The 20,605-nt window shown below is 59.2% G+C and carries 16 protein-coding genes; 7 read left to right on the top strand and 9 right to left on the bottom strand.

Annotated elements, in window-relative coordinates; translation table 11 throughout:
- Positions 1-64: 64 nt before the first annotated feature.
- On the bottom strand, positions 65-457 hold the full coding sequence (gene rpsI, locus AC3ISR_RS04300) for a 30S ribosomal protein S9 (protein ID WP_002555064.1): 393 nt from the start codon (positions 455-457) through the stop codon (positions 65-67).
- Between the two features lie 14 nt (positions 458-471).
- A complete protein-coding gene (rplM, locus tag AC3ISR_RS04295; protein WP_463983231.1) occupies positions 472-900 on the bottom strand; it encodes a 50S ribosomal protein L13 in 429 nt (142 codons plus the stop codon).
- A gap of 249 nt (positions 901-1,149) precedes the next feature.
- On the opposite strand from rplM, the gene AC3ISR_RS04290 reads away from it, so the two are divergent.
- Positions 1,150-2,190: an NADP(H)-dependent aldo-keto reductase gene (locus tag AC3ISR_RS04290; RefSeq protein ID WP_192297701.1), complete on the top strand. Its 1,041-nt coding sequence runs from the start codon at positions 1,150-1,152 to the stop codon at positions 2,188-2,190.
- 110 nt (positions 2,191-2,300) lie between these two features.
- Here AC3ISR_RS04290 and AC3ISR_RS04285 read toward each other — a convergent pair whose 3' ends face one another.
- On the bottom strand, positions 2,301-3,437 hold the full coding sequence (locus tag AC3ISR_RS04285; protein ID WP_192297702.1) for an acyl-CoA dehydrogenase family protein: 1,137 nt from the start codon (positions 3,435-3,437) through the stop codon (positions 2,301-2,303).
- A 220-nt stretch (positions 3,438-3,657) separates the two neighbouring features.
- Between AC3ISR_RS04285 and AC3ISR_RS04280 the strand changes: the two genes are divergently transcribed.
- The gene (locus AC3ISR_RS04280) at positions 3,658-4,578 is read left to right on the top strand and encodes a GlxA family transcriptional regulator (protein WP_192297837.1); all 921 of its coding nucleotides are present in this window, start codon (positions 3,658-3,660) and stop codon (positions 4,576-4,578) included.
- Positions 4,579-4,708: 130 nt separating this feature from the next.
- Here the strand turns inward: AC3ISR_RS04280 and zapE are convergent, their stop codons facing one another.
- From zapE to AC3ISR_RS04265, 3 genes are all read right to left on the bottom strand, one after another.
- Positions 4,709-5,803 carry a cell division protein ZapE gene (zapE, locus tag AC3ISR_RS04275; RefSeq protein ID WP_192297703.1) on the bottom strand — a complete coding sequence of 365 codons (1,095 nt, stop codon included), beginning with the start codon at positions 5,801-5,803 and terminating at the stop codon, positions 4,709-4,711.
- A 79-nt stretch (positions 5,804-5,882) separates the two neighbouring features.
- Positions 5,883-7,238 (bottom strand): tryptophan--tRNA ligase, encoded by a 1,356-nt coding sequence (locus AC3ISR_RS04270; protein WP_463983230.1) that lies wholly within the window; start codon positions 7,236-7,238, stop codon positions 5,883-5,885.
- Between the two features lie 24 nt (positions 7,239-7,262).
- Positions 7,263-7,892: an alpha/beta hydrolase gene (locus AC3ISR_RS04265; RefSeq protein WP_192297705.1), complete on the bottom strand. Its 630-nt coding sequence runs from the start codon at positions 7,890-7,892 to the stop codon at positions 7,263-7,265.
- A gap of 147 nt (positions 7,893-8,039) precedes the next feature.
- Here AC3ISR_RS04265 and AC3ISR_RS04260 point away from each other — a divergent pair, with 147 nt between their 5' ends.
- Positions 8,040-8,477: a Z-ring associated ZapG family protein gene (locus AC3ISR_RS04260; protein ID WP_032886236.1), complete on the top strand. Its 438-nt coding sequence runs from the start codon at positions 8,040-8,042 to the stop codon at positions 8,475-8,477.
- 196 nt (positions 8,478-8,673) lie between these two features.
- Here the strand turns inward: AC3ISR_RS04260 and AC3ISR_RS04255 are convergent, their stop codons facing one another.
- From AC3ISR_RS04255 to AC3ISR_RS04245, 3 genes are all read right to left on the bottom strand, one after another.
- Positions 8,674-10,398: an ABC transporter ATP-binding protein/permease gene (locus AC3ISR_RS04255; RefSeq protein WP_463983229.1), complete on the bottom strand. Its 1,725-nt coding sequence runs from the start codon at positions 10,396-10,398 to the stop codon at positions 8,674-8,676.
- A 99-nt stretch (positions 10,399-10,497) separates the two neighbouring features.
- The gene (locus AC3ISR_RS04250) at positions 10,498-11,058 is read right to left on the bottom strand and encodes a response regulator transcription factor (RefSeq protein WP_003171731.1); all 561 of its coding nucleotides are present in this window, start codon (positions 11,056-11,058) and stop codon (positions 10,498-10,500) included.
- Positions 11,051-12,313, bottom strand: coding sequence for an ATP-binding protein (locus AC3ISR_RS04245; RefSeq protein ID WP_192297707.1), 1,263 nt, complete (start codon positions 12,311-12,313; stop codon positions 11,051-11,053). Before AC3ISR_RS04245 ends, AC3ISR_RS04250 begins: the two co-directional genes overlap by 8 nt.
- 204 nt (positions 12,314-12,517) lie before the next feature.
- On the opposite strand from AC3ISR_RS04245, the gene AC3ISR_RS04240 reads away from it, so the two are divergent.
- The 4 genes from AC3ISR_RS04240 to AC3ISR_RS04225 all read left to right on the top strand — a co-directional run bounded on the left by AC3ISR_RS04240 (position 12,518) and on the right by AC3ISR_RS04225 (position 20,354).
- Entirely contained in the window at positions 12,518-13,228 is a 711-nt protein-coding gene (locus AC3ISR_RS04240; RefSeq protein WP_192297708.1) for an SIMPL domain-containing protein, read from the top strand.
- A 180-nt stretch (positions 13,229-13,408) separates the two neighbouring features.
- On the top strand, positions 13,409-16,765 hold the full coding sequence (locus AC3ISR_RS04235; RefSeq protein ID WP_463983228.1) for a dermonecrotic toxin domain-containing protein: 3,357 nt from the start codon (positions 13,409-13,411) through the stop codon (positions 16,763-16,765).
- 100 nt (positions 16,766-16,865) lie between these two features.
- The gene (locus tag AC3ISR_RS04230; protein ID WP_463983227.1) at positions 16,866-18,467 is read left to right on the top strand and encodes an ABC transporter substrate-binding protein; all 1,602 of its coding nucleotides are present in this window, start codon (positions 16,866-16,868) and stop codon (positions 18,465-18,467) included.
- A 258-nt stretch (positions 18,468-18,725) separates the two neighbouring features.
- On the top strand, positions 18,726-20,354 hold the full coding sequence (locus AC3ISR_RS04225) for an ABC transporter substrate-binding protein (protein WP_463983226.1): 1,629 nt from the start codon (positions 18,726-18,728) through the stop codon (positions 20,352-20,354).
- Positions 20,355-20,605: the final 251 nt, after the last annotated feature.

Raw genomic sequence — 20,605 nt, 5'->3', positions numbered from 1 at the left:
GCAGGCAATAAAAAACGCCCAGCTCCGTAAGGAGGCTGGGCGCTTTTGTGGAACGTAAAGCGAATTAACGCTTCGAGTACTGCGGACGCTTACGCGCTTTACGCAGACCGACTTTCTTACGTTCAACTTCACGAGCATCGCGAGTCACGAAGCCAGCTTTGCGCAGAGCGCCACGCAGGGTTTCGTCGTACTGCATCAGAGCGCGAGTGATACCGTGGCGGATTGCGCCAGCTTGACCACTTACACCGCCACCGATAACGGTGACGTAGATGTCGAACTTTTCAACGGTCTCGGTCAGTTCCAGCGGCTGACGAACTACCATGCGGGCAGTTTCGCGGCCGAAGAAGTTGTCCAGGGAGCGGTTGTTGATCGAGATGTTACCAGTGCCCGGACGCAGGAAAACGCGTGCGGTTGCGGTTTTGCGACGGCCAGTGCCGTAATTTTGAGTCGCCGACATAATGAACTATTCCGTTAAAACTTCAGTTCTTGGGGCTGCTGAGCAGCATGAGGGTGTACAGCGCCCGCATAGACTTTCAGCTTGCGAAACATATCGCGACCCAGTGGGCCCTTGGGCAGCATGCCTTTTACCGCGATTTCGATCGGGGCTTCAGGCTTCTTGGAGATCAGGCCTGCGAAGTTTGCAGACTTGATGCCACCTGGGAAACCGGAGTGACGGTAGTACATTTTGTCTTGAGCTTTGTTGCCGGTAACAAGCACCAGCTCAGCGTTGATGATCACGATGTAGTCACCGGTATCAACGTGAGGGGTGTACTCAGGCTTGTGCTTGCCACGCAGACGGCTAGCGACTTCAGTGGCCAGACGACCCAGAGTCTGACCAGCGGCATCGACGACAAACCAGTCGCGCTCAACTGTTTCCGGTTTTGCAGTATAAGTAGACATTCTTTAATAGCCTCAGGGGCCGCCCTGTAAATTTAGACGGCGGATCTTACTGAATAGTGCGTACTTTGACAAGTCAAAGGCAGCCGGATACAGACGCTATCGGGGGCTCGGGTCGGCGCGTCCGTTCAACGGCAAGATTCTTCGGCAGGCGGCGCATCACTTCCACTGCAGAAAGAGGTGGGCAATTATGCAGATTGCGAAAAAAAATTCAACCTGCTTTTATGATTGTTTTCCCTGAAGGAGCACCCGATGGATTATCGACAGCTGGGCCGTACGGATCTGAACGTGAGCGCGATAGCCTTGGGCACCATGACCTGGGGCGAGCAGAACAGCGAAGCAGAGGCCTTCGCCCAGATCGAACGGGCCAAGGCCGCGGGGATCAACTTCCTCGACACGGCGGAAATGTACCCGGTGCCGCCCAAGGCCGACACCTATGCCACCACCGAGCGCTACATCGGTAATTACTTCAAAAGCCGTGGCGATCGTGCCGACTGGATCCTAGCCAGCAAGATCGCCGGCCCCGGCAACACCATCGACTACATCCGCGACGGCCACCTGCGCCACAACCGCAAGCACATCGCCGCCGCCCTGGACGCCAGCCTCAAGCGCTTGCAGACCGACTGGATCGACCTCTACCAACTGCACTGGCCGGAACGCAGCACCAACTTCTTCGGCCAACTGAGCTACAAGCACAAGGACGAAGACGACCTCACCCCGCTGGAGGAAACCCTCGAAGCGCTGGACGAACAGGTCAAGGCCGGCAAGATCCGCCACATCGGCCTGTCCAACGAAACCCCGTGGGGCACCATGAAATTCCTCGCCCTGGCCGAAGCCCGTGGCTGGAGCCGTGCGGTATCGATCCAGAACCCCTACAACCTGCTCAACCGCAGCTTTGAAGTGGGCCTGGCGGAAGTCGCGATTCGCGAGCAATGCGGCCTGCTGGCCTACTCGCCCCTGGCGTTCGGCATGCTCAGTGGCAAATACGAAAATGGCGCACGCCCGGCCAAGGCGCGGCTGACCGAATACAGCCGCTTCAGCCGCTACTTCAACCCGCAGTCGGAAGCGGCGTGCAGCCGTTATGTAGCGCTGGCCCGGGAACATGGCCTGGACCCGGCGCAGATGGCGTTGGCATTTGTGACGCAGCAGCCGTTTGTGACCAGCAACATCATTGGCGCCACGTCGCTTCAGCAACTGGATAGCAACATTGCCAGTGCCGATCTGAAACTGTCCAAAGAGGTGCTGGAGGGGATTGAGGCGATTCAGAAGGATCATCCGAACCCTGCGCCTTGATTGATCTGTAGACCGCCATCACAGGCAAGCTCCTACATTTTGACGAGTGAACACCGCCAAATGTGGGAGCTGGCTTGCCTGCGATGAGGCCCTCAAACACGCCACATCACTCAAAGCGCCCGCGCAATGATCTCCTTCATGATCTCATTGGTCCCCGCATAAATCCGCTGCACCCGCGCATCCGCCCAGGCCCGCGCAATCGGGTATTCCCACATGAAGCCGTAGCCACCGTGCAACTGCACGCACTCATCGAGCACCTTGCATTGCAGGTCGGTGGCCCAATACTTGGCCATTGCGGCAGTCGGCACGTCCAGCTTGCCCTCCAGATGCAACGCTATGCACTTGTCGACAAACACGCGGCCGATCTGAATCTCGGTGGCCATTTCCGCCAGCTTGAAGCGAGTGTTCTGAAAATCCGCAATTGCCTTGCCAAACGCCTTGCGCTCGCGAGTGTATTCCAGGGTCCATTGCAGTGCCGCCTCGGCAGATGACACGGCGCCGATTGCCACCGTCAAACGCTCCTGAGGCAACTCCTGCATCAGATACGCGAACCCCGCACCGGCCTGGCCCAGCAGGTTCTCCCTGGGCACGCGCACGTCCTGGAAGAACAGCTCCGAGGTGTCCTGGGCCTTCATGCCGACCTTCTCCAGGCGCTTGCCCTTGGCGAAGCCCGGTGTGTCGGCCTCCACCAGAAACAGGCTGGTGCCCTTGGCGCCCGCCTTGGGATCGGTCTTGGCCACCACGATCACCAACTCAGCCAGATAGCCGTTGGTGATAAAGGTCTTCGAACCGTTGATCACATATTCATCGCCATCCAGCACGGCGGTGGTCTTGACCCCTTGCAGGTCGGAACCGGCACCTGGCTCGGTCATCGCAATCGCCGTGACCATCTCACCGGAGATCAGTTTGGGCAGGTATTTGTGCTTCAACGCCTCGCTGCCGTAATGCAGGATGTACGGCGCGACAATGTCCGAATGCAGGGAAAAACCGATCCCGGTCAGCCCCAGTCGGGCAACCTCCTCGATCACCACTGCGCTGTACAGAAAGTCCGCACCCAACCCACCGTATGCCTCCGGCAGGTGGGAACACAACATCCCCGCCTCCCCCGCCTTGCTCCACAAGGCTCGGTCGATATAGCCCTGCTTCTCCCATTGCCCATGGAACGGCACCGCGTCTTTTTCGAGGAAGGTGCGCACGCTCTCGCGAAAGAGTTCGTGCTCCGGGCTGTACAAGGTTCTGGGAATCATGGGTCACCTGCGAGGATTGTCGGACAAAGACGAGCCCACAGAGACTATGCCGCGAAGGCAGCACGGGACACTGGACACATGCGACAAAAAATAAGACGATCCAGCCGTCTGGTGACCACTTTCCCCTATAAGAATAAATGAAATTATGTCTAACCAAATCTCCACGCCCTTGCGGCGCGTCAGCATTTTGGCCATTGATCGGGTATTCGCTTCAACCCTCATGCAAGCCAAGGATTTCTTCCACCTCGCCAGCCTGCGTTACGGCAAGCAACAAGGCCTGGGCCTGATCCCGGCGTTCGAAACGCGCCTGGTCAGCCCCGACGGGCAGTCGGTGCGCAGCTTCAGTGATGTGATCATGCCGGTGGATGGCGGCCTGGAAGACGCCGACATCATCGTGCTCCCGGCCTTCTGGGACGACTTCGACGCCCTCTGCAGCCGCTACCCGCAAGTGCTGCCGTGGCTGCGCGCGCAACACGCACGCGGCGCCGTGCTCTGCGGCGAAGCCACCGGGGTGTTCTGGCTGGCCGAAGCCGGCTTGCTCGATGGCAAGGAGGCAACCACCTATTGGCGCTTTTTCAACGCCTTCAGCGAACGCTTCCCACGGGTACAACTCAACCAGGACAAGCACCTCACCGACGCCGACAACCTGTACTGCGCCGGCGGCACCACCTCGGCGTGCGACCTCTACATCTACCTGATCGAACGCTTCTGCGGCGCCAACATCGCCCAGGCCGTAGCCCGCGACATTCTCTACGAAGTGCAACGCAACTATTCGCCGGGACGTATCGGTTTCGGTGGGCAGAAGCTGCACCAGGACGTGATCATCCTGCAGATCCAGCACTGGCTCGAAGAGCACTTCGCCGACAAGTTCCGCTTCGAAGACGTCGCCCGGGAACACGGCATGAGCATCCGCAACTTCATGCGCCGCTTCCAGACGGCGACGGGCGACAAGCCATTGCACTATCTGCAACGCCTGCGCATCGAGACGGCCAAGGGACTGCTGTCAGGCAGTCGCAAGAGCATCAAGACCATCAGTTACGAGGTGGGTTACGACGATGCGAGCTTCTTTGCACGGTTGTTCAGGCAGCACACGGAACTGTCGCCGAACCAATACCGCCAGCAGTTCCAGCAGGCGGCATAGGCAAGGCTGAACGCGGTAAAAAATGTGGGAGCGGGCTTGCTCGCGAATGCGGTGGGTCAGTCAACATCATCAGTGACTGACAGTCCGCATTCGCGAGCAAGCCCGCTCCCATATTTGATCTATAGCGTTCTCAGGGCTTATGGCCGCGCGCCAGGAACTCGTGGGATTGCATTTCCAGCAAGCGACTCAGGGTCCGCTGGAATTCAAAGGTCAATCGACCGCCGGTGTACAGATCCTTCAACTCCACTTCCGCCGAGATGATCAGCTTCACGTTACGGTCGTAGAACTCATCGACCATGTTGATAAACCGCCGCGCGATGTCGTCGGTGGTCACGCTCATCTGCTCCACACCGCTCAAGATCACCGCATGGAAGATCTTGCCCAGCTCGATGTAGTCGTTCTGGCTGCGCGGGCCGTCGCACAGGGCGCGGAAGTCGAACCACGCCACGTCATCGCAAGTACGCAACGCGATGATTTCGCGGTTTTCGATGATCAACTTGTCGTTTTCCACCGCCTGGGTGCATTCCGGCGTCAGGGCGCGAAAGCTCTTTTTCAGGCTTTCGTGCGCCGCTTCGTTGAGCGGAAAGTGGAACAGTTCCGCTTGCTCAAGGTGACGCAGGCGGTAGTCGACGCCACTGTCGACGTTGACGATTTCGGTGTTCTGCTTGATCAGCGCGATGGCCGGCAGGAAGCGCGCGCGTTGCAGGCCGTCCTTGTACAGGCCGTCGGGCACGATGTTCGAGGTGGCGACCAGGGTCACGCCGTTCTTGAACAACTCTTCCATCAGGGTGCCAAGGATCATGGCATCGGTGATGTCGGAGACGAAGAACTCATCGAAGCAGATCACCCGCGCTTCGTCGGAGAAGCGCTTGGCAATGATGGTCAGCGGGTTTTTCTCGCCCGGCAGGGTCTTCATTTCTTCGTGCACGCGCTTCATGAAGCGGTGGAAGTGCGTCCGGACCTTTTCCTTGAACGGCAGCGCTTCGAAGAAGGTGTCCACCAGATAGGTCTTGCCGCGGCCGACGCCGCCCCAGAAATACAGGCCTTTGACTGGCGTGCGGTCTTTCTTGCCGAACAGCTTGCCGAGCATCCCTGGCTTGCTTTGCGAGGCCGCGACGAGATCGTCGTACAGGCGCTGCAAATGACGCACCGCCGTTTCCTGGGCTGCGTCATGGAAGAATTCAGGGCGTTTCAGATCAGCTTGGTATCGTTCTAGGGGCGTCATAATTTCGTTAGCAAGGCAACAAAAACGGGCCGTCACTGTAACGACGGCCCTGATTAATGGCAATCAACCCTTGGTCGGGTCAATCCTCGATGGGGGTCAACGCAACGCGCAAGGCGGCGATGGCGGCGTCGCGGGAGGCGTCGTCAGCGAACTGCGCGCTGTCGGCCACGGCCGCGCCGTCCAGCCATACGCTGAAGCCCAGGGCTTCGGTGCGTAGGTCCAGTGCGTCGCCGTTTTGCAGCGCCTTGGTGACGGCGCCAGCGGCTTTACCGTCGGCAAAGTTGCGCGACAGCAACAATTGCTCGCCATCGGCGGCCAGCAGGCGGAAGCGGAAGCTGCCGTCATCCTCGCGGAAGCTCACGAAACGCGCCGCTTTCGCCGCTTTCTTCTTGGTCGCGACCGGTGCCGAGGCCTGCTCGACGAACGAACGCAGGCCCACCGCCTCACGCAACTCGGCGAGGAACGGTGCCGCCACGGCGCGGGCTTTCTTGGCGCCGACCAACAACAGGTCTTCCATGTCCGACGGGCGCGACATCAGTTGGTGATAACGCTCGCGGGCTTCGCCCAGTTGACCGTCCAGCAGTTGGAACAGACGGGCCTTGGCCTCGCCCCAACCCAGACCTTGCAGCAGCTCAGCGCGGAATTCTTCTTCCTGGGACTTGCTGGCAAACGCCTGGTACAGGGTGAACAGGTGGGAGTTGTCCGGGTCCTTGGCTTCGCCCGGCGCACGGGAGTCCGTGACGATCCGCGAGATCGCGTCCTTCATGTCCTTGGCGCTGGTGAACAACGGGATGGTGTTGTCGTAGCTCTTGGACATCTTGCGGCCATCCAGGCCCGGCAAGGTGGCGACGCTTTCTTCGATCAGCGCCTCGGGCATGGTGAAGAACTCCTTGCCCTTGCCGAACAGGTGGTTGAAGCGCTGGCCGATGTCACGGGCCATTTCCACGTGCTGGATCTGGTCGCGGCCGACCGGCACCTTGTGCGCGTTGAACATCAGGATGTCCGCCGCCATCAGCACCGGGTAGCTGTACAGGCCCATGGTGATGCCCGCATCCGGGTCTTCGCCGGCTTCCACGTTCTTGTCCACCGAGGCCTTGTACGCGTGGGCGCGGTTGAGCAGGCCCTTGGCGGCAACGCAGGTGAGCAGCCAGGTCAGCTCGGGGATTTCCGGGATGTCGGACTGGCGGTAGAAGGTCACCCGGTTCACATCCAGGCCACCGGCCAGCCAGGTCGCGGCGATTTCCATGCGCGAGCGCTGGATGCGCTGCGGGTCATCGCATTTGATCAGGGCGTGGTAGTCGGCCAGGAAGTAGAAGGAGTCGGCATTGGCATCCTGGCTGGCGAGGATCGCCGGGCGGATCGCACCGGCGTAGTTGCCCAGGTGCGGCGTGCCGGTGGTGGTGATGCCGGTGAGGATACGGGTACGAGTCGTCATGGGTAATCGCTTATCAGACTGCTATCAATTCGAGAGGCGCGGCAGCACCAGATCCTTGAGATCGGTGAGCTTGCCATGAAAAAAGTGCCCGCATTCTGCCACTTTCAGCAGCTCATGGGGGCGATTCAAGGCGGCGGACCAGTCGTAGACGGTCTGCGGATCGACCACTTCGTCGGTTTCCGGCTGGATCAGGGTCAGTGGGCAGCCCTGTGGCAACACATCGGTATCCCGCAGGCGCATCACTGCCGCGGCGACCATGAACAGGTGCGCGAGTTTTTCGCCCTTGGCTTCCAGACGCCCGCCAAGGCTGGCGGCGACATAACCGCCAAAGGAAAAACCGAGCAGGGTCAGCGGCAAACCGGGATGTTTTTCCCGCAGCCAGGTGGCGGCCGCTTCGGCATCGTCCACTTCGCCGGTGCTCATGTCGTGGCTGCCGGCGCTCGCGCCGACGCCACGATAGTTGAAACGCAAAGTGATCAAACCGGCATCGCGGGCGGTGCGTTGCAGGGTCGATACGACTTTATTGAGCATGGTCCCGCCCTGCACCGGGTTAGGGTGGCAGATCAGCGCCAGGCCACGTGGCTCGGGGTGATCCAGGTACAAGGCTTCCAATTGGCCTACCGGGCCATCGATCAAAACAGGGGTTTCACGCATGAGCAAGAGATGAACTCCGTGACCTCTCAAAGGGTCGACTCGTCTAGCTAAAAGTCTGTGCATGGCATCATTGCGAGGTTAATCGCGGTATACAGCGCAGGTTTGAGCCGTTAACGTAAAGCAAAGCCGTTTATAGAGGAAGGACTCGTGGAACACTCGCTCTTAGTTTGGTTGTTGCCGACTCTTGCCCTGGTTGCCGGTGTCGCCATTGGATTCCTGGTCGCTCGCCTGCTGCCGAATGCCGCGCCTAACCGCACGCAGCGTCAGCTGGATGACATTCAGGAACGTTTTGACAGTTATCAGAACGAGGTGGTTACCCACTTCAACAGCACCGCAAATCTGGTCAAGAAACTCACCCAGAGCTATCAGGAAGTACAGGATCACCTCGCGGACGGCGCCAACCGCCTCGCCCTCGACGACATCACCCGCCAGCGTCTGCTGGCCGCGCTGCATTCCGATGCCCCGCAAACCCCACGGGAGCGCCTGACCCCGCCACGGGAAAACCAGGAGCCACCACGGGACTACGCGCCAAAAACGCCGAACGCCCCAGGCATGCTGGATGAGCATTACGGCTTGAAGAAGTAAGTTTTCTTCAAGCACTAAAAAGCCCGGCTGATCGATGATCAGCCGGGCTTTTTGTTGGCTTCATTTTACAGAACAATGGAGACCCAATGTGGGAGCGGGCTTGCTCGCGAATGCGGTGTGTCAGTGACGGATGTGTTGACTGATCCAGCGCATTCGCGAGCAAGCCCGCTCCCACAGTTTTTGACCGGGTGCAGCCTCAAGCCGGTTGTTGTTCCTGCAACAACCCACCCTCAATCCGCACATGCCGCCCATGGAAGCGCTTGAGGCTGCTGCGATGGCCCACGCTGACGATGCTCAACCCCGGCAATTCATCGATCAACGCCTGGTACAACGTCGCCTCATCCTCTTCATCCATGGCCGAGGTCGCTTCGTCCATGTACAACCACTGCGGCGCAAACAATAGCGCGCGGGCAAACGCCAAACGCTGCTGCTCACCCGGCGAAAGCATGCGTTGCCAGTGGTTGGCTTCGTCCAGGCGCGCCACCAGATGGGGCAAGCGGCAGGTCTGCAGCACCTGTGCATAACGTTGCGCCGGGTAGGCGCTGTCGTCCTGTGGATAACTCAGCACGGTTTTCAAGGTGCCAATCGGCAGATAAGGCTTTTGCGGCAGGAACAGATAACGCGCCGCCGGCAGGCGAATGCTGCCGTGCCCCGCCGGCCACAAATGCCCCATCGCACGCAGCAAGGTACTTTTGCCGCTGCCGGAACGCCCGCTGAGCATCACACGCTGGCCGGGCTCGACACTCATGTCGGCATCGCTCAGCAAGTGGCGGCCATCGGCCAGGTCCATGCCCAAGCCCTGCACCACCAGGCGCTCGCCTTCCGAACGCACATCGATCGCCGGCGGGCGCTGCTCGTTGTCACTCATGGCCTGTTGAAAGCTCAGCAGACGATCACTGGTGGCACGCCACGACGCCAGGTCCGAGTACGCGTTGATAAACCAGCTGAAGTTCTCTTGCACGTTGCCGAACGCCGAGTTGATTTGCATCAGCTCGCCCAACTCGATCTTGCCGGCGAAGTAACGCGGCGCGGCGACGATAAACGGGAAGATGATCGCGATCTGGCTGTAGCCGGCAGTGAAAAACGTCAGGCGCTTGGACACTTTCATGATTTCCCAGAAGTTGTGCCAGACCTTGCTGAAACGTGCGCTCAAGCGCTGTTTTTCATTCGGCTCGCCGTTATACAGCGCGATGCTCTCAGCGTTCTCACGCACCCGCACCATGGAGAAACGCAAGTCCGCTTCAAAGCGTTGTTGTTGGTTGTTCAAGCCGATCAAGCGACGGCCGATCAGGTGAGTCAGCCAACTGCCCACGGCGGCGTACAACAACGCGCACCAGAACATGTAGCCGGGGATGGTGATGCCAAACACGTCGATACTGCCCGACACGCCCCACAGGATGATCGAGAACGACACCAGGCTGACCACATTGCGCAACAACCCCAGGCCCAGGCTCAAGGAACTGGAGGTGAAGTTATTGAGGTCTTCGGAAATCCGCTGGTCCGGGTTATCGGTGTAACCGCCCTGCTCCAGCTGGTAATAGTTCTTGTCGGCAAGCCAGCGGGCGAAGTGTTTTTCGGTAAGCCAGGCCCGCCAGCGGATGGTCAGCATCTGGGTCAGGTACAGGCGGTACACCGCCCCCAGGATCGCCACGGCGGCAATCGCGCAGAAATAGCCGATCAACTGCCAGAACGCGGCGGTGTCCTTGTGTTCAAGGGCGTTGTAGAAATCCTTGTACCAGTGGTTGATCCACACCGAAATCGCCACGCTGAACAGCGACAAGCCAATCACCGCCGCCAGCAGCAGCCACGCCTTGCCCTTCTCTTCACTGCGCCAATACGGCGTGATCATCGCCCAGGTTCGGCGCAGGAATTGCCCACGCACCGCGTCATTGACCGCGCAATACTCAGCGTTCTGATTCATCGTTCAGGCTCTGTAAGAAAATGTAACAGACGTTTGAACCGATCATAGACGATCGGTTCAGGGCTCCGTGCGGCCTGAAGCGGGTTGTTCAGACTTCGTTCAGCGGCGTACCGGACGCTTTTGCAGTTTGCGCTGCAAGGTCCGACGGTGCATGCCCAGGGCGCGGGCAGTGGCGGAGATGTTGCCTTCGTGCTCGGTCAACACCCGCTGGATGTGTTCCCACTGCAAGCGGTCCACCGACATCGGGTTTTCCGGCACCAGGGTGTCGAGGTCGGCATGCTCGGAAAGCAAGGCGGCCAGCACGTCGTCGGCGTCCGCCGGTTTGCACAGGTAGTTGCACGCGCCGCGCTTGATTGCCTCGACGGCGGTGGCAATGCTGGAGTAGCCGGTGAGGATCACCACGCGCATTTCCGGGTCAAGCTCCAGCAGCTTGGGCAACAGCACCAGGCCGGAATCGCCGTCCATTTTCAGGTCGAGCGCGGCGTAGTCCGGCAGGTCGGCCTGGGCGATGGTCAGGCCTTCTTCGGCGGAACCGGCGGTGCTCACGCGAAAGCCGCGACGGCTCATGGCGCGTGCCATCACGCGGGTAAAGGTGGCGTCGTCATCTACCAGCAACAGGTGCGGCAGTTCTTCGCCTTCGACTTGGATCTCGTCACTCATCGATATCTCCTCGTGCGACACGGGGCAGGCGCAGCTCGGTGAGCGTGCCACCTTCCTCATGACTATAGAGCTTCACTGAGCCGCCCGCGCGGGTCACGCTGGCCTTGCTCAAAAACAGGCCGAGGCCGAAGCCTTTGCCCTTGGTGGTAAAGAATGGTTTGCCGATCTGCTCGGCAATGGCCAACGGCACGCCCGCGCCGTGGTCACGAATATTGATGGTCACGTGTTCCGCATCCCAGTCCAGCTGCACGCCCAGGCCTTCGGGGCAGGCGTCGGCGGCATTGTTCAACAGGTTGAGCAACGCCTGGGTCAGGTCGGGCGGCGGCGCCATGCGCGGGACGGTGCCTTGCCCAAGCAGGTGGAAGCGGTAACTGGCTTCGGGGCGCATCAGGTGCCAGCGGTTCAAGGCTTCGTCGAGCCACTGGGTCACGTCCTGCATCTCCACCGCCAGGCGGCGATTGGCTTCGGCGGCGCGCACCAGTTGCTGCAAGGTCTGCTTGCATTGCTTGACCTGCTCCTGCAACACCCCGAGGTCTTCCTGCAGGGCCGGGTCGTGGTGGTCTTGAATGATTTCCTTGAGCAGTACGCTCATGGTCGCCAGCGGCGTACCCAACTCATGCGCCGCACCGGCGGCCTGGGTGGCCACGGCCAGCAGTTGCTGATCGCGCAGGCCTTCTTCCCGCCGAATGGCGCGCAGCTGTTCCTGGCGGCGCAACTCTTCGGCCATGCGCGCAGCGAAAAAGGTGATGACCGCGGCGGACAGGGCAAAACTCAACCACATCCCGTAGATCTGCAGGTTTTCCCGGGCAATGGGAAAGGTCTGCAGCGGATAGAAGCGCGCCAGCAACAAGGTGTAGAGGGTCAGGGCGATGCCCGACAGCACCACCGAATAGCGCCACGGCAACGTCACGGCGGCGATGGTCAACGGCACCAGGTAATACGAAACGAACGGATTGGTGGAACCGCCGGAGAAATACAGCAACACACTGTGGATAAACAGGTCGCAAGCCAATTGCAGCGCATATTCCAACTCGGTCACCGGCCACGTGGTGCGCAGGCGGATCGCGGTAAACACGCACAGCACGGTGGAAAAACCCAGGGTCACACCCAGTTGCAGCCACGGCAGTGGCAACAGGTCGAACCAATAGGCAAGCCCAACGGAGCCGGCCTGTGCGGCCAGGACCAGCGTGCGGATGAACGTCAGGCGCCAGAGGTTCTGGCGAGTGGCGGAAGTCAGTTTTACGGCGGCGAGCATGAGCTCTCCCGGTGAGCGCTGCAGGCGGATCGGCAGGAGTATAAACGATGCCGGCCGGCTGGCACGGCGCGTGTGGCTCTTTGCCGCAGGGCGGGCGAATGACCGTTCGTCGGCCCCACACAACTTGTAGCGAATGTGTAAACCCGAAGAACCCGATGCCACCGTCTACAGTCCTATCGAACACGACTATCCCAAGGAGCTCTCATGTCTCGTTTCACTCGCAGCGCAGCCGTCATCACCCTCAGCGTCGGCACCCTGGTCAGCGTGCCTGCATTGGCCGCCGACGCACTGAACTACAACCAGATTTCCCTGCGCGCCGAGGTCAGCCAGGAAGTTGCCCGCGACAAGATGATCGTGACCCTCTACACCGAATCCCAGAACAGCGACCCGGCCAAGCTCGCCGCTGAAATCACCACCACCATGAACAAGGCCCTGGGCCAGGCGCGCGCAGTCAAAGGCGTGACCCTGCGCCAGGGCAGCCGCAACAGCTACCCGATCTACGACAACAAGAACCAGAAGATCACCGGCTGGCGCGAGCGTGCCGAACTGCGCCTGGAAAGCGCGGACTTCCCGGCACTGTCCAAGCTCACCGGCGAACTGCTCAACACGCTGAAAATGGACAGCATGGATTTCGCCATCGCTGATGCCACGCGCAAGGCCAGCGAAGATTCATTGCTCAAGGACGCCGTCGCCGCCTTCAAGGCCCGTGCGCAACTGGCCACCGACGCGTTGGGTGGCAAGGGCTACAAGATCGTCAACCTGAACTTCAACACCAACGGCTATCCGCAGCCCTACGCACGCGGTGAAATGATGATGAAAGCGGCCGCGATGGACTCGGCGCCAACACCGGAGGTGGAAGCTGGCACCAGCAAGGTCGGCATGATTGCCGACGGGGTGATTGAAGTCTTGCAATAACTTCACGAACAGGCGGTAAAAACGGTGCATTCCTCACAGGTTTGCGCCTTTTTCTTGGGCGTCGTCATATGCCGCAGCATGTTCTCTGGAATCCCCGACAGGATTTCCCCGACACAGAGAGTGCCGCAGCGACAGGGAGTGCTGCGTAGGCATATTGTCTACCTCACGAGAACCCAGCTCATGTCTATCTCTGCAATTTACACCGCGCCTCTCCAACAACATTCCACCCATTTACCCACGCCCTCCCCCGTAGCGCCGGTGCCACAGGCCGGCGCCGGTACAACGGCGTCGCCCCACGAGACCGCTCTGCTCAACGCATACATTGCGGCGGTGCAACGCAAGGTGCTGCACAACGATGCCGGCCTGGTCAAAGTGCCGCCCCAGAGCACGCTGGGCCAATGGCTGGAGCTGTATCGGGCCCAAGTGGAGCACCCAGTCGTACAAGGCTGGATGCGCGATCAGAAGATCGATCCCTCTGCCGTGCTTTCAATCGACCCCTTCAAGGGCACGCTGACCGTCGGGGTCGACGCAAAGGCCAAAACCTTTTCTCTCTCGGACACATCCGGCTGGGGCCAGATCTCTGGCCCGTTGCTGGCCGCCGCAAAAGTGATCGCCCCCGAAAACAAAGGCGCCTTGCGCGTGCGGTTCGGTGATGGCTACACGCAGGTCAGCGCCAAAGTGGTGGCGAACTTCCAGGGCATTCCCCTTCCTGCAAGCCGTTCCCAGGCCAGTGACCAAATCAGGCATCTGGAGCAGCAAAAAGCCTTCGACCCCATCCCGGCGGACGACCCTGCGCGCCCGGCCAGTCACCGCTCAGCGGACGCCCTGGCAGTGCACAAAAAAAATGCAGCCACGTTCTACAGCAGCGCGCCTCAAGCGTTGGAGTACAAGCATCTGGCGGTCGATGTTGCCACTAACCTGCCTGACACACGGGCAGAAGCCAAGAAGTGGGCGGAGGCACTCATTTTCAAGTTGACCGGCAAACATGTCGACGCGGACACCCTCTATTTCAATCGCTTCGACAACTACAACACCCCGCTGAACGGAGCCACCGCCTCGGGCGCCGAACATATCAACGATGAGCCAAAATCGTCGTTGCGCCTGCCCGATGCGCTGCTGAAAAACTTCTCCGAACATGACGCAATTCCAGGTGAACTGGATACCCACGCCGGCATTTACACGGTTGGATACGGTGCAGGTGCGACAGGTGGATACGGCGCCCATAACGAATTCCCCTTGGCCCCGTCCAAACTCATGCACGAAAGCTGGAAAACCGATTTCCAAGTCCAGATGGACGAGAAAATCGACAAGTTCTGGAGCACGCATACCGACAACTACGCGGCAGCCATCAAAGGAGAGTTCACCTACCAGGCCCGCAAGCAATTGAAGGCGGCCGAGGCCAAGCCCGCGGCGGAACAAGCGGTGCAGGCTCCCGAGCATCGATTTACGCGTGACGACTACCGCTTGGTCATGGGCGCCGTGTCCAACCTGCCACTCGATGAAAACGCGCCGCTGAGCGTTGAGCAGCTCAAGACCAAGGCGCCGGTCAACGGCGTCGTGAAGGCGTACGCCCTCGACATCCACGGGATTACCTCCAGCGATATTGTGCGATTCAGTGCGGACGACGGGGGCCGGCAAGTCCTCTACATACCGGGAGCCGTGCCGGCGTTCCTGAGGTTTGATTCGCTCGACAAGTTGAACGAGTGGGTCACAAACCAAGCCGCTGACCCGCAAAAACGCGAGGCCTTGGCCGCTCATTTCCCGCTGGCATCTCGGCAAGACCATACCCATGAACCCAGCGTGAGCGAGAGCATTCTTGATGGCTTGATCCCAGGATTCGCGCTTGTGCGTTCAGGTTGGAAAACCAAAGGTCTGGACACCCTGCTCAGCGAAATGGCAAACGCAAGCCTGAAGGGGCCAGCCGTCAATGCCAGCCATGCACAGATCGAAGGCGATGTGTTTTCCACACTGACGGCGGCCAGCAAGAAGCGTATGAGCAGCGATGCAGACATCGTGATCAAATCCAACAGCGAAGTGAGCCGCGATACCTGGCTGAACGACATTACCGCGGCCGCAGGCTTGCTGGCCAAGCTTGCCCCCATCGCGGCACCTGTAGCGGCGGCCGCGGTCATCACAAGCTTGGCTGAGGTGGCGCTGGGAACAGAAAAGGCATCGTCCGGTGACACCGAGGCGGAACGCAAGGACGGTGCGTCCAAGGCCTTCGATGGGGTGCTCAATGTGTTGTTTTCGGCCGGCGCCAGCACCGTCCCCAAAGACCCTTTTGCTCTACCGCCCGAGAATGAAATAGTTCCGGGGGAGCCGATGTCTCCACCTGACATCAATGCCAGTGAAGAGCCACAACCGGGGCCATCCAACGGTAAGCCCGTTGTGCCCGCCCCTGAGGCGGGGCCTGCGGCCAGATCCAAATCGCTCATTCCCTTGGCTCAATACGCTGTTCCGGAAGGCGAAACGCTGATAAAGAACACCACCGCCGACGCGAAGGGGGTCTATCGAGTGAGCGACAGCGACGGGGGGCTGCATCAATACGTGCGCCTTACCGATGAAACAGGCACAAGTAAGGTATTTGAAATATCAGGTCGCTACAGGACGGGGAACTCATTCGCCAAAATCATTGATCCCAATAATGGCGCGGGTCTGATAGTGATAACACCCGGCCGCAATGGCGAGTGGGCGCGAGCTCCAGCCGATGGCGGTGCATGGTGGAAACGTACAACTTCGCCAACACCCAGCCCGGAACCCAAGGCACCGCCAAAACTATCGGATCAGTTCCTTGAAGTCGATGGCACAAAAATCAAGGGCTCCGAAAAACTGGACAGCTACTTCAATCTTGATGACAACGAGTACGTTTACGGCATTGCCGTGAGCGATGACGGTGAAGTCATCCCGCAAATTTCCTGGACATCTGAAGAAAATCCAGCATTAGCCACTCCACCGCCTACCGAATACACTTCGGTGTTTGGCACCAATGAATACACAGAACAGTTCATTAAAGATCTCAACCGCAGTAAGTTCACCATACAAGCCCCCGGTGGCAGCAAACTGGAAATTGATCTCGGTAAACAAATACGAGAGCTTGAATTGGAAAAGGGCAGACTCCTATCCACGGCCGAAATGGATGAGCTCAAACAAAAAGCTATCGAATCGATTGAGAAGCTCATTCCTGACCCCGCGCTGAGAAAACGCATATTTGAACTTGCCAATCAATGGGCACTCGGTGCGGCCCCGGATGAATTCAGAACGTCTCGATTCAAAGGTGAGGTTTTTGGAAGCGGACGTGACCCGCATTTTTACATCAACTATGATCCGGCAAACGATGCAACCACGGTCACGGCCAAGTCCGATTTTATAGTCACCAAACTAAATGAAGAGAATGGTGACCCAGAGCGCCTTACTGACCTGGATGTAAAAGCATCCAGAACACTCACCCTCCGTCGCAGCAATGAACTGGACAGTGACGGCTATGTCTTGGACCCCTCTTCGCCGACACGTATAGAGGTTAGACCTACGCAAGGCTGATAGCGCTCCTCCCTATCACGTCCTACTGAACGGCGGTAACCTCGGGGACCGCCGTTTTCGTTTGGGCAGCGAATCTATGCCTGCCATCTCAGGGGTCTCCATGGAAAGAATCACCTTCAAACCGCTCCTCCTCGCCGCCAGCCTATGGGCCTTCATGCCCATGGCCCACGCCGCCAGTACCCTGGTCTACTGCTCCGAAGCCAGCCCCGCCGGTTTCGACCCCAGCCAGTACACCAGCGGCACCGATTTCGACGCATCGGCCGAAACCGTGTTCAACCGCCTGACCCAGTTCAAGCGCGGCGGCACCGAGGTCGAACCCGGCCTGGCGACCCGCTGGGAGGTGTCCAAGGACGGCCTGACGTACACCTTCCACCTGCGCGAAGGCGTCAAGTTCCATACCACGGATTTCTTCACCCCGACCCGCGACTTCAACGCCGATGATGTGCTGTTCACCTTCAACCGCCTGCTCGATGGCGACAGCCCGTTCCGCAAGGCTTACCCATCCGAGTCGCCGTATTTCACCGACATGGGCTTGAACACTACGATCAAGAGCGTCGAAAAGCTCGACGAGCACAGCGTGCGCTTCAACCTCAACAACGTCGATGCCGCGTTCGTGCAGAACCTGGCCATGAGTTTCGCCTCGGTGCAGTCCGCCGAATATGCCGCGCAATTGTTGAACCAAGGCAAGGCCGAAGACATCAACAGGAACCCCGTGGGCACCGGGCCGTTCGTGTTCAAGCGCTACCAGAAAGACTCGCAGATTCGCTACGTGGCCAATAAACAGTATTGGAAACCCGAGGACGTGAAACTCGACAACCTGGTGTTCGCCATCACCCCCGATGCCGCCTCGCGCCTGCAAAAGCTCAAGGCCGGCGAATGCCAGGTCAGCGGCTACCCACGCCCGTCCGACATCGAAGTGATGAAGCAGGACCCCAACCTGCGCGTGCTGCAACAGGCGGGTTTCAACCTGGGCTTTCTGGCCTACAACGTGACCCATCCGCCGCTGGACCAACTCAAGGTGCGCCAGGCCCTGGACATGGCCATCGACAAGCCGGCGATCATCAAAGCCGTGTACCAGAGCGCCGGGCAATTGGCGCAGAACGCCCTGCCACCGGCGCAGTGGTCTTATGACCCGAATATCAAGGACGCGCCCTACGATCCCACCAAAGCCAAGGCGCTACTAAAAGAAGCAGGCATTGCGCCAGGCACCACCATCAACCTGTGGGCCATGACGGTCCAACGCGCGTCCAACCCGAATGCGCGTATGTCGGCACAAATGATCCAACAGGATTGGGACAAGGTCGGCATCAAGGCCAACATCGTCAGCTATGAGTGGGGCGAATACATCAAGCGCGCCAAAAACGGCGAACACGACGCGATGATTTATGGCTGGACCGGCGACAACGGCGACCCGGATAACTGGCTCGGCGTGCTCTACAGTTGTGCCGCAGTGAAGGGCAGCAACTACGCCAAATGGTGTAACCCGGCCTACGACAAGCTGGTGCAGCAGGCCAAGGTCAGCAGTGACCGCGAGCAGCGCATCAAGTGGTATCAACAGGCGCAAAAAATACTTAAAGAACAAGTACCTATAACACCTATTGCGAACTCGACGGTTTTCCAACCCCTGCGCAAGGAAGTGCGCGACTTCAAGATCAGCCCGTTTGGGCTCACGCCGTTCTACGGCGTCAGTCTAGATAAGTAACAGCAACGCCCCAAGCGGGTGCGCCAGACGCCTCGCCCGGTCTTTTTTGGTGCGCCTGGCGCACCGAAAAAACCCTCGAAATGTACGAAATTATGTACAAACTTTCATATTTGCGACATTCCTGTACGTTCGTACCACTCTTTTAACCTCGTATCGGTTCTGCGTCTTGCAATGGGTATGGCCCCTGCATAAGTATCCGCAGGTCGACTCACGAGGTCGCCCTCACTACCAAAAATGACAACAAATCATGAGGCCAACATGCTTAAACACGCAGTCCTTCCGCTTTTAGTTAGCGCTGGCCTTATGGCCGCAGCCCCTTTCGCCCAAGCGGCGACTAACCTGGTGTTCTGCTCCGAAGGGAGCCCGGCCGGTTTTGACCCAGGCCAGTACACCACCGGAACAGACTTCGATGCTTCGGCAGAGACCATGTTCAACCGCCTCAGCCAGTTCGAGCGCGGCGGCACCGCCGTTGTTCCTGGCCTGGCCACCAGCTGGGACGTGTCCCCGGACGGCCTGACCTACACCTTCCACCTGCGCGAAGGCGTCAAGTTCCACACCACCCCGTACTTCAAGCCAACTCGTGAATTTTCGGCTGACGACGTACTGTTCACCTTTAATCGGATGATCAACAAAGACGATCCTTTCCGTAAGGCCTACCCCACCGAGTTCCCGTACTTCACGGACATGGGGATGGACACCAACATCAAGAACATCGAGAAAGTCGATGACCACACCGTCAAGTTCTACCTTGGCACCGTGGATGCGGCTTTCATCCAGAACCTGGCCATGAGCTTCGCTTCGATCCAGTCCGCCGAATACGCCGCCCAGCTGTTGAAAAACGGCACGCCGCAGGACATCAACCAGAAGCCGGTCGGCACTGGCCCGTTCGTGTTCAAGAGCTACCAGAAAGACTCGAACATCCGTTACACCGGCAACAAGGACTACTGGAAACCTGAAGACGTGAAGATCGACAACCTGATCTTCGCCATCACCACCGACCCGTCGGTGCGTATCCAGAAGCTGAAGAAAAACGAATGCCAGGTCACCCTGTTCCCACGTCCGGCCGACCTCAAGGCGCTGGGCGAAGACAAGGACCTGAAACTGCCGCACCAGGCTGGCTTCAACCTGGGCTACATCGCCTACAACGTGATGCCGGTGCTCAAGGGCCAGACCGACGCCAACCCGCTGTCCGACCTGCGTGTACGCCAGGCACTGGACATGTCGGTGAACAAACAACAGATCATCGACTCCGTGTACCAGGGCGCCGGCCAACTGGCTGTCAACGCCATGCCGCCAACCCAGTGGTCCTACGACACGACGATCAAGGATGCGAAGTACGATCCTGACAAAGCCAAGGAATTGCTCAAGGAAGCCGGCGTCAAGGACGGCACCAAGATCACCCTGTGGGCCATGCCGGTCCAGCGCCCGTACAACCCGAACGCCAAGCTGATGGCCGAGATGCTGCAGAACGATTGGAAGAAAATCGGCCTGAACGTCAACATCGTCAGCTACGAGTGGGGCGAGTACATCAAGCGCTCCAAAGGCGGCGAGAACCAGGCCATGATCATTGGCTGGAGCGGCGACAATGGTGACCCGGACAACTGGCTGAACGTGCTGTTCGGCTGCGATTCGCTGTCCGGCAACAACTTCTCCAAATGGTGCGACAAGAAATTCGACGGCATCGTAAAAGAAGCCAAGGCTACGTCCGATGTCGCCAAACGCACCGAGCTGTACAAGCAGGCGCAACACATCCTCAAAGATGCTGTCCCGATGACACCTATCGCACACTCGACGGTGTATCAACCCATGCGCAACACCGTGCAGGACTTCAAGATCAGCCCGTTTGGCTTGAACTCCTTCTACGGCGTGAGCGTAAGCGGCAAGTAAAAATCAATAACGGCGACGTTTCATAACGTCGCCGTTATTGCATCCGCCATGACAGTAGGAAACAGACCACAGTCGCATTCGTTGCCGTCCTACAGCAATAAACTGCGATCCCTGTCTACGTTACCTACGAAGTCAGTCAGATTTTGCGCATTTACTGCGAAGTCCACGGCCCATAACGTCGTAGGACAGCAGAGGCTGCAATCTGATGGGCACTTGCTGCGTGGGGTCAGCCATGCATCCCGGCCGGTAAA

The sequence above is a fragment of the Pseudomonas sp. GL_117 genome, from assembly GCF_057835125.1.
The sequence above is the reverse complement of the archived record's forward strand: the minus strand, read 5'-3'. Positions and strand labels throughout refer to the sequence as shown.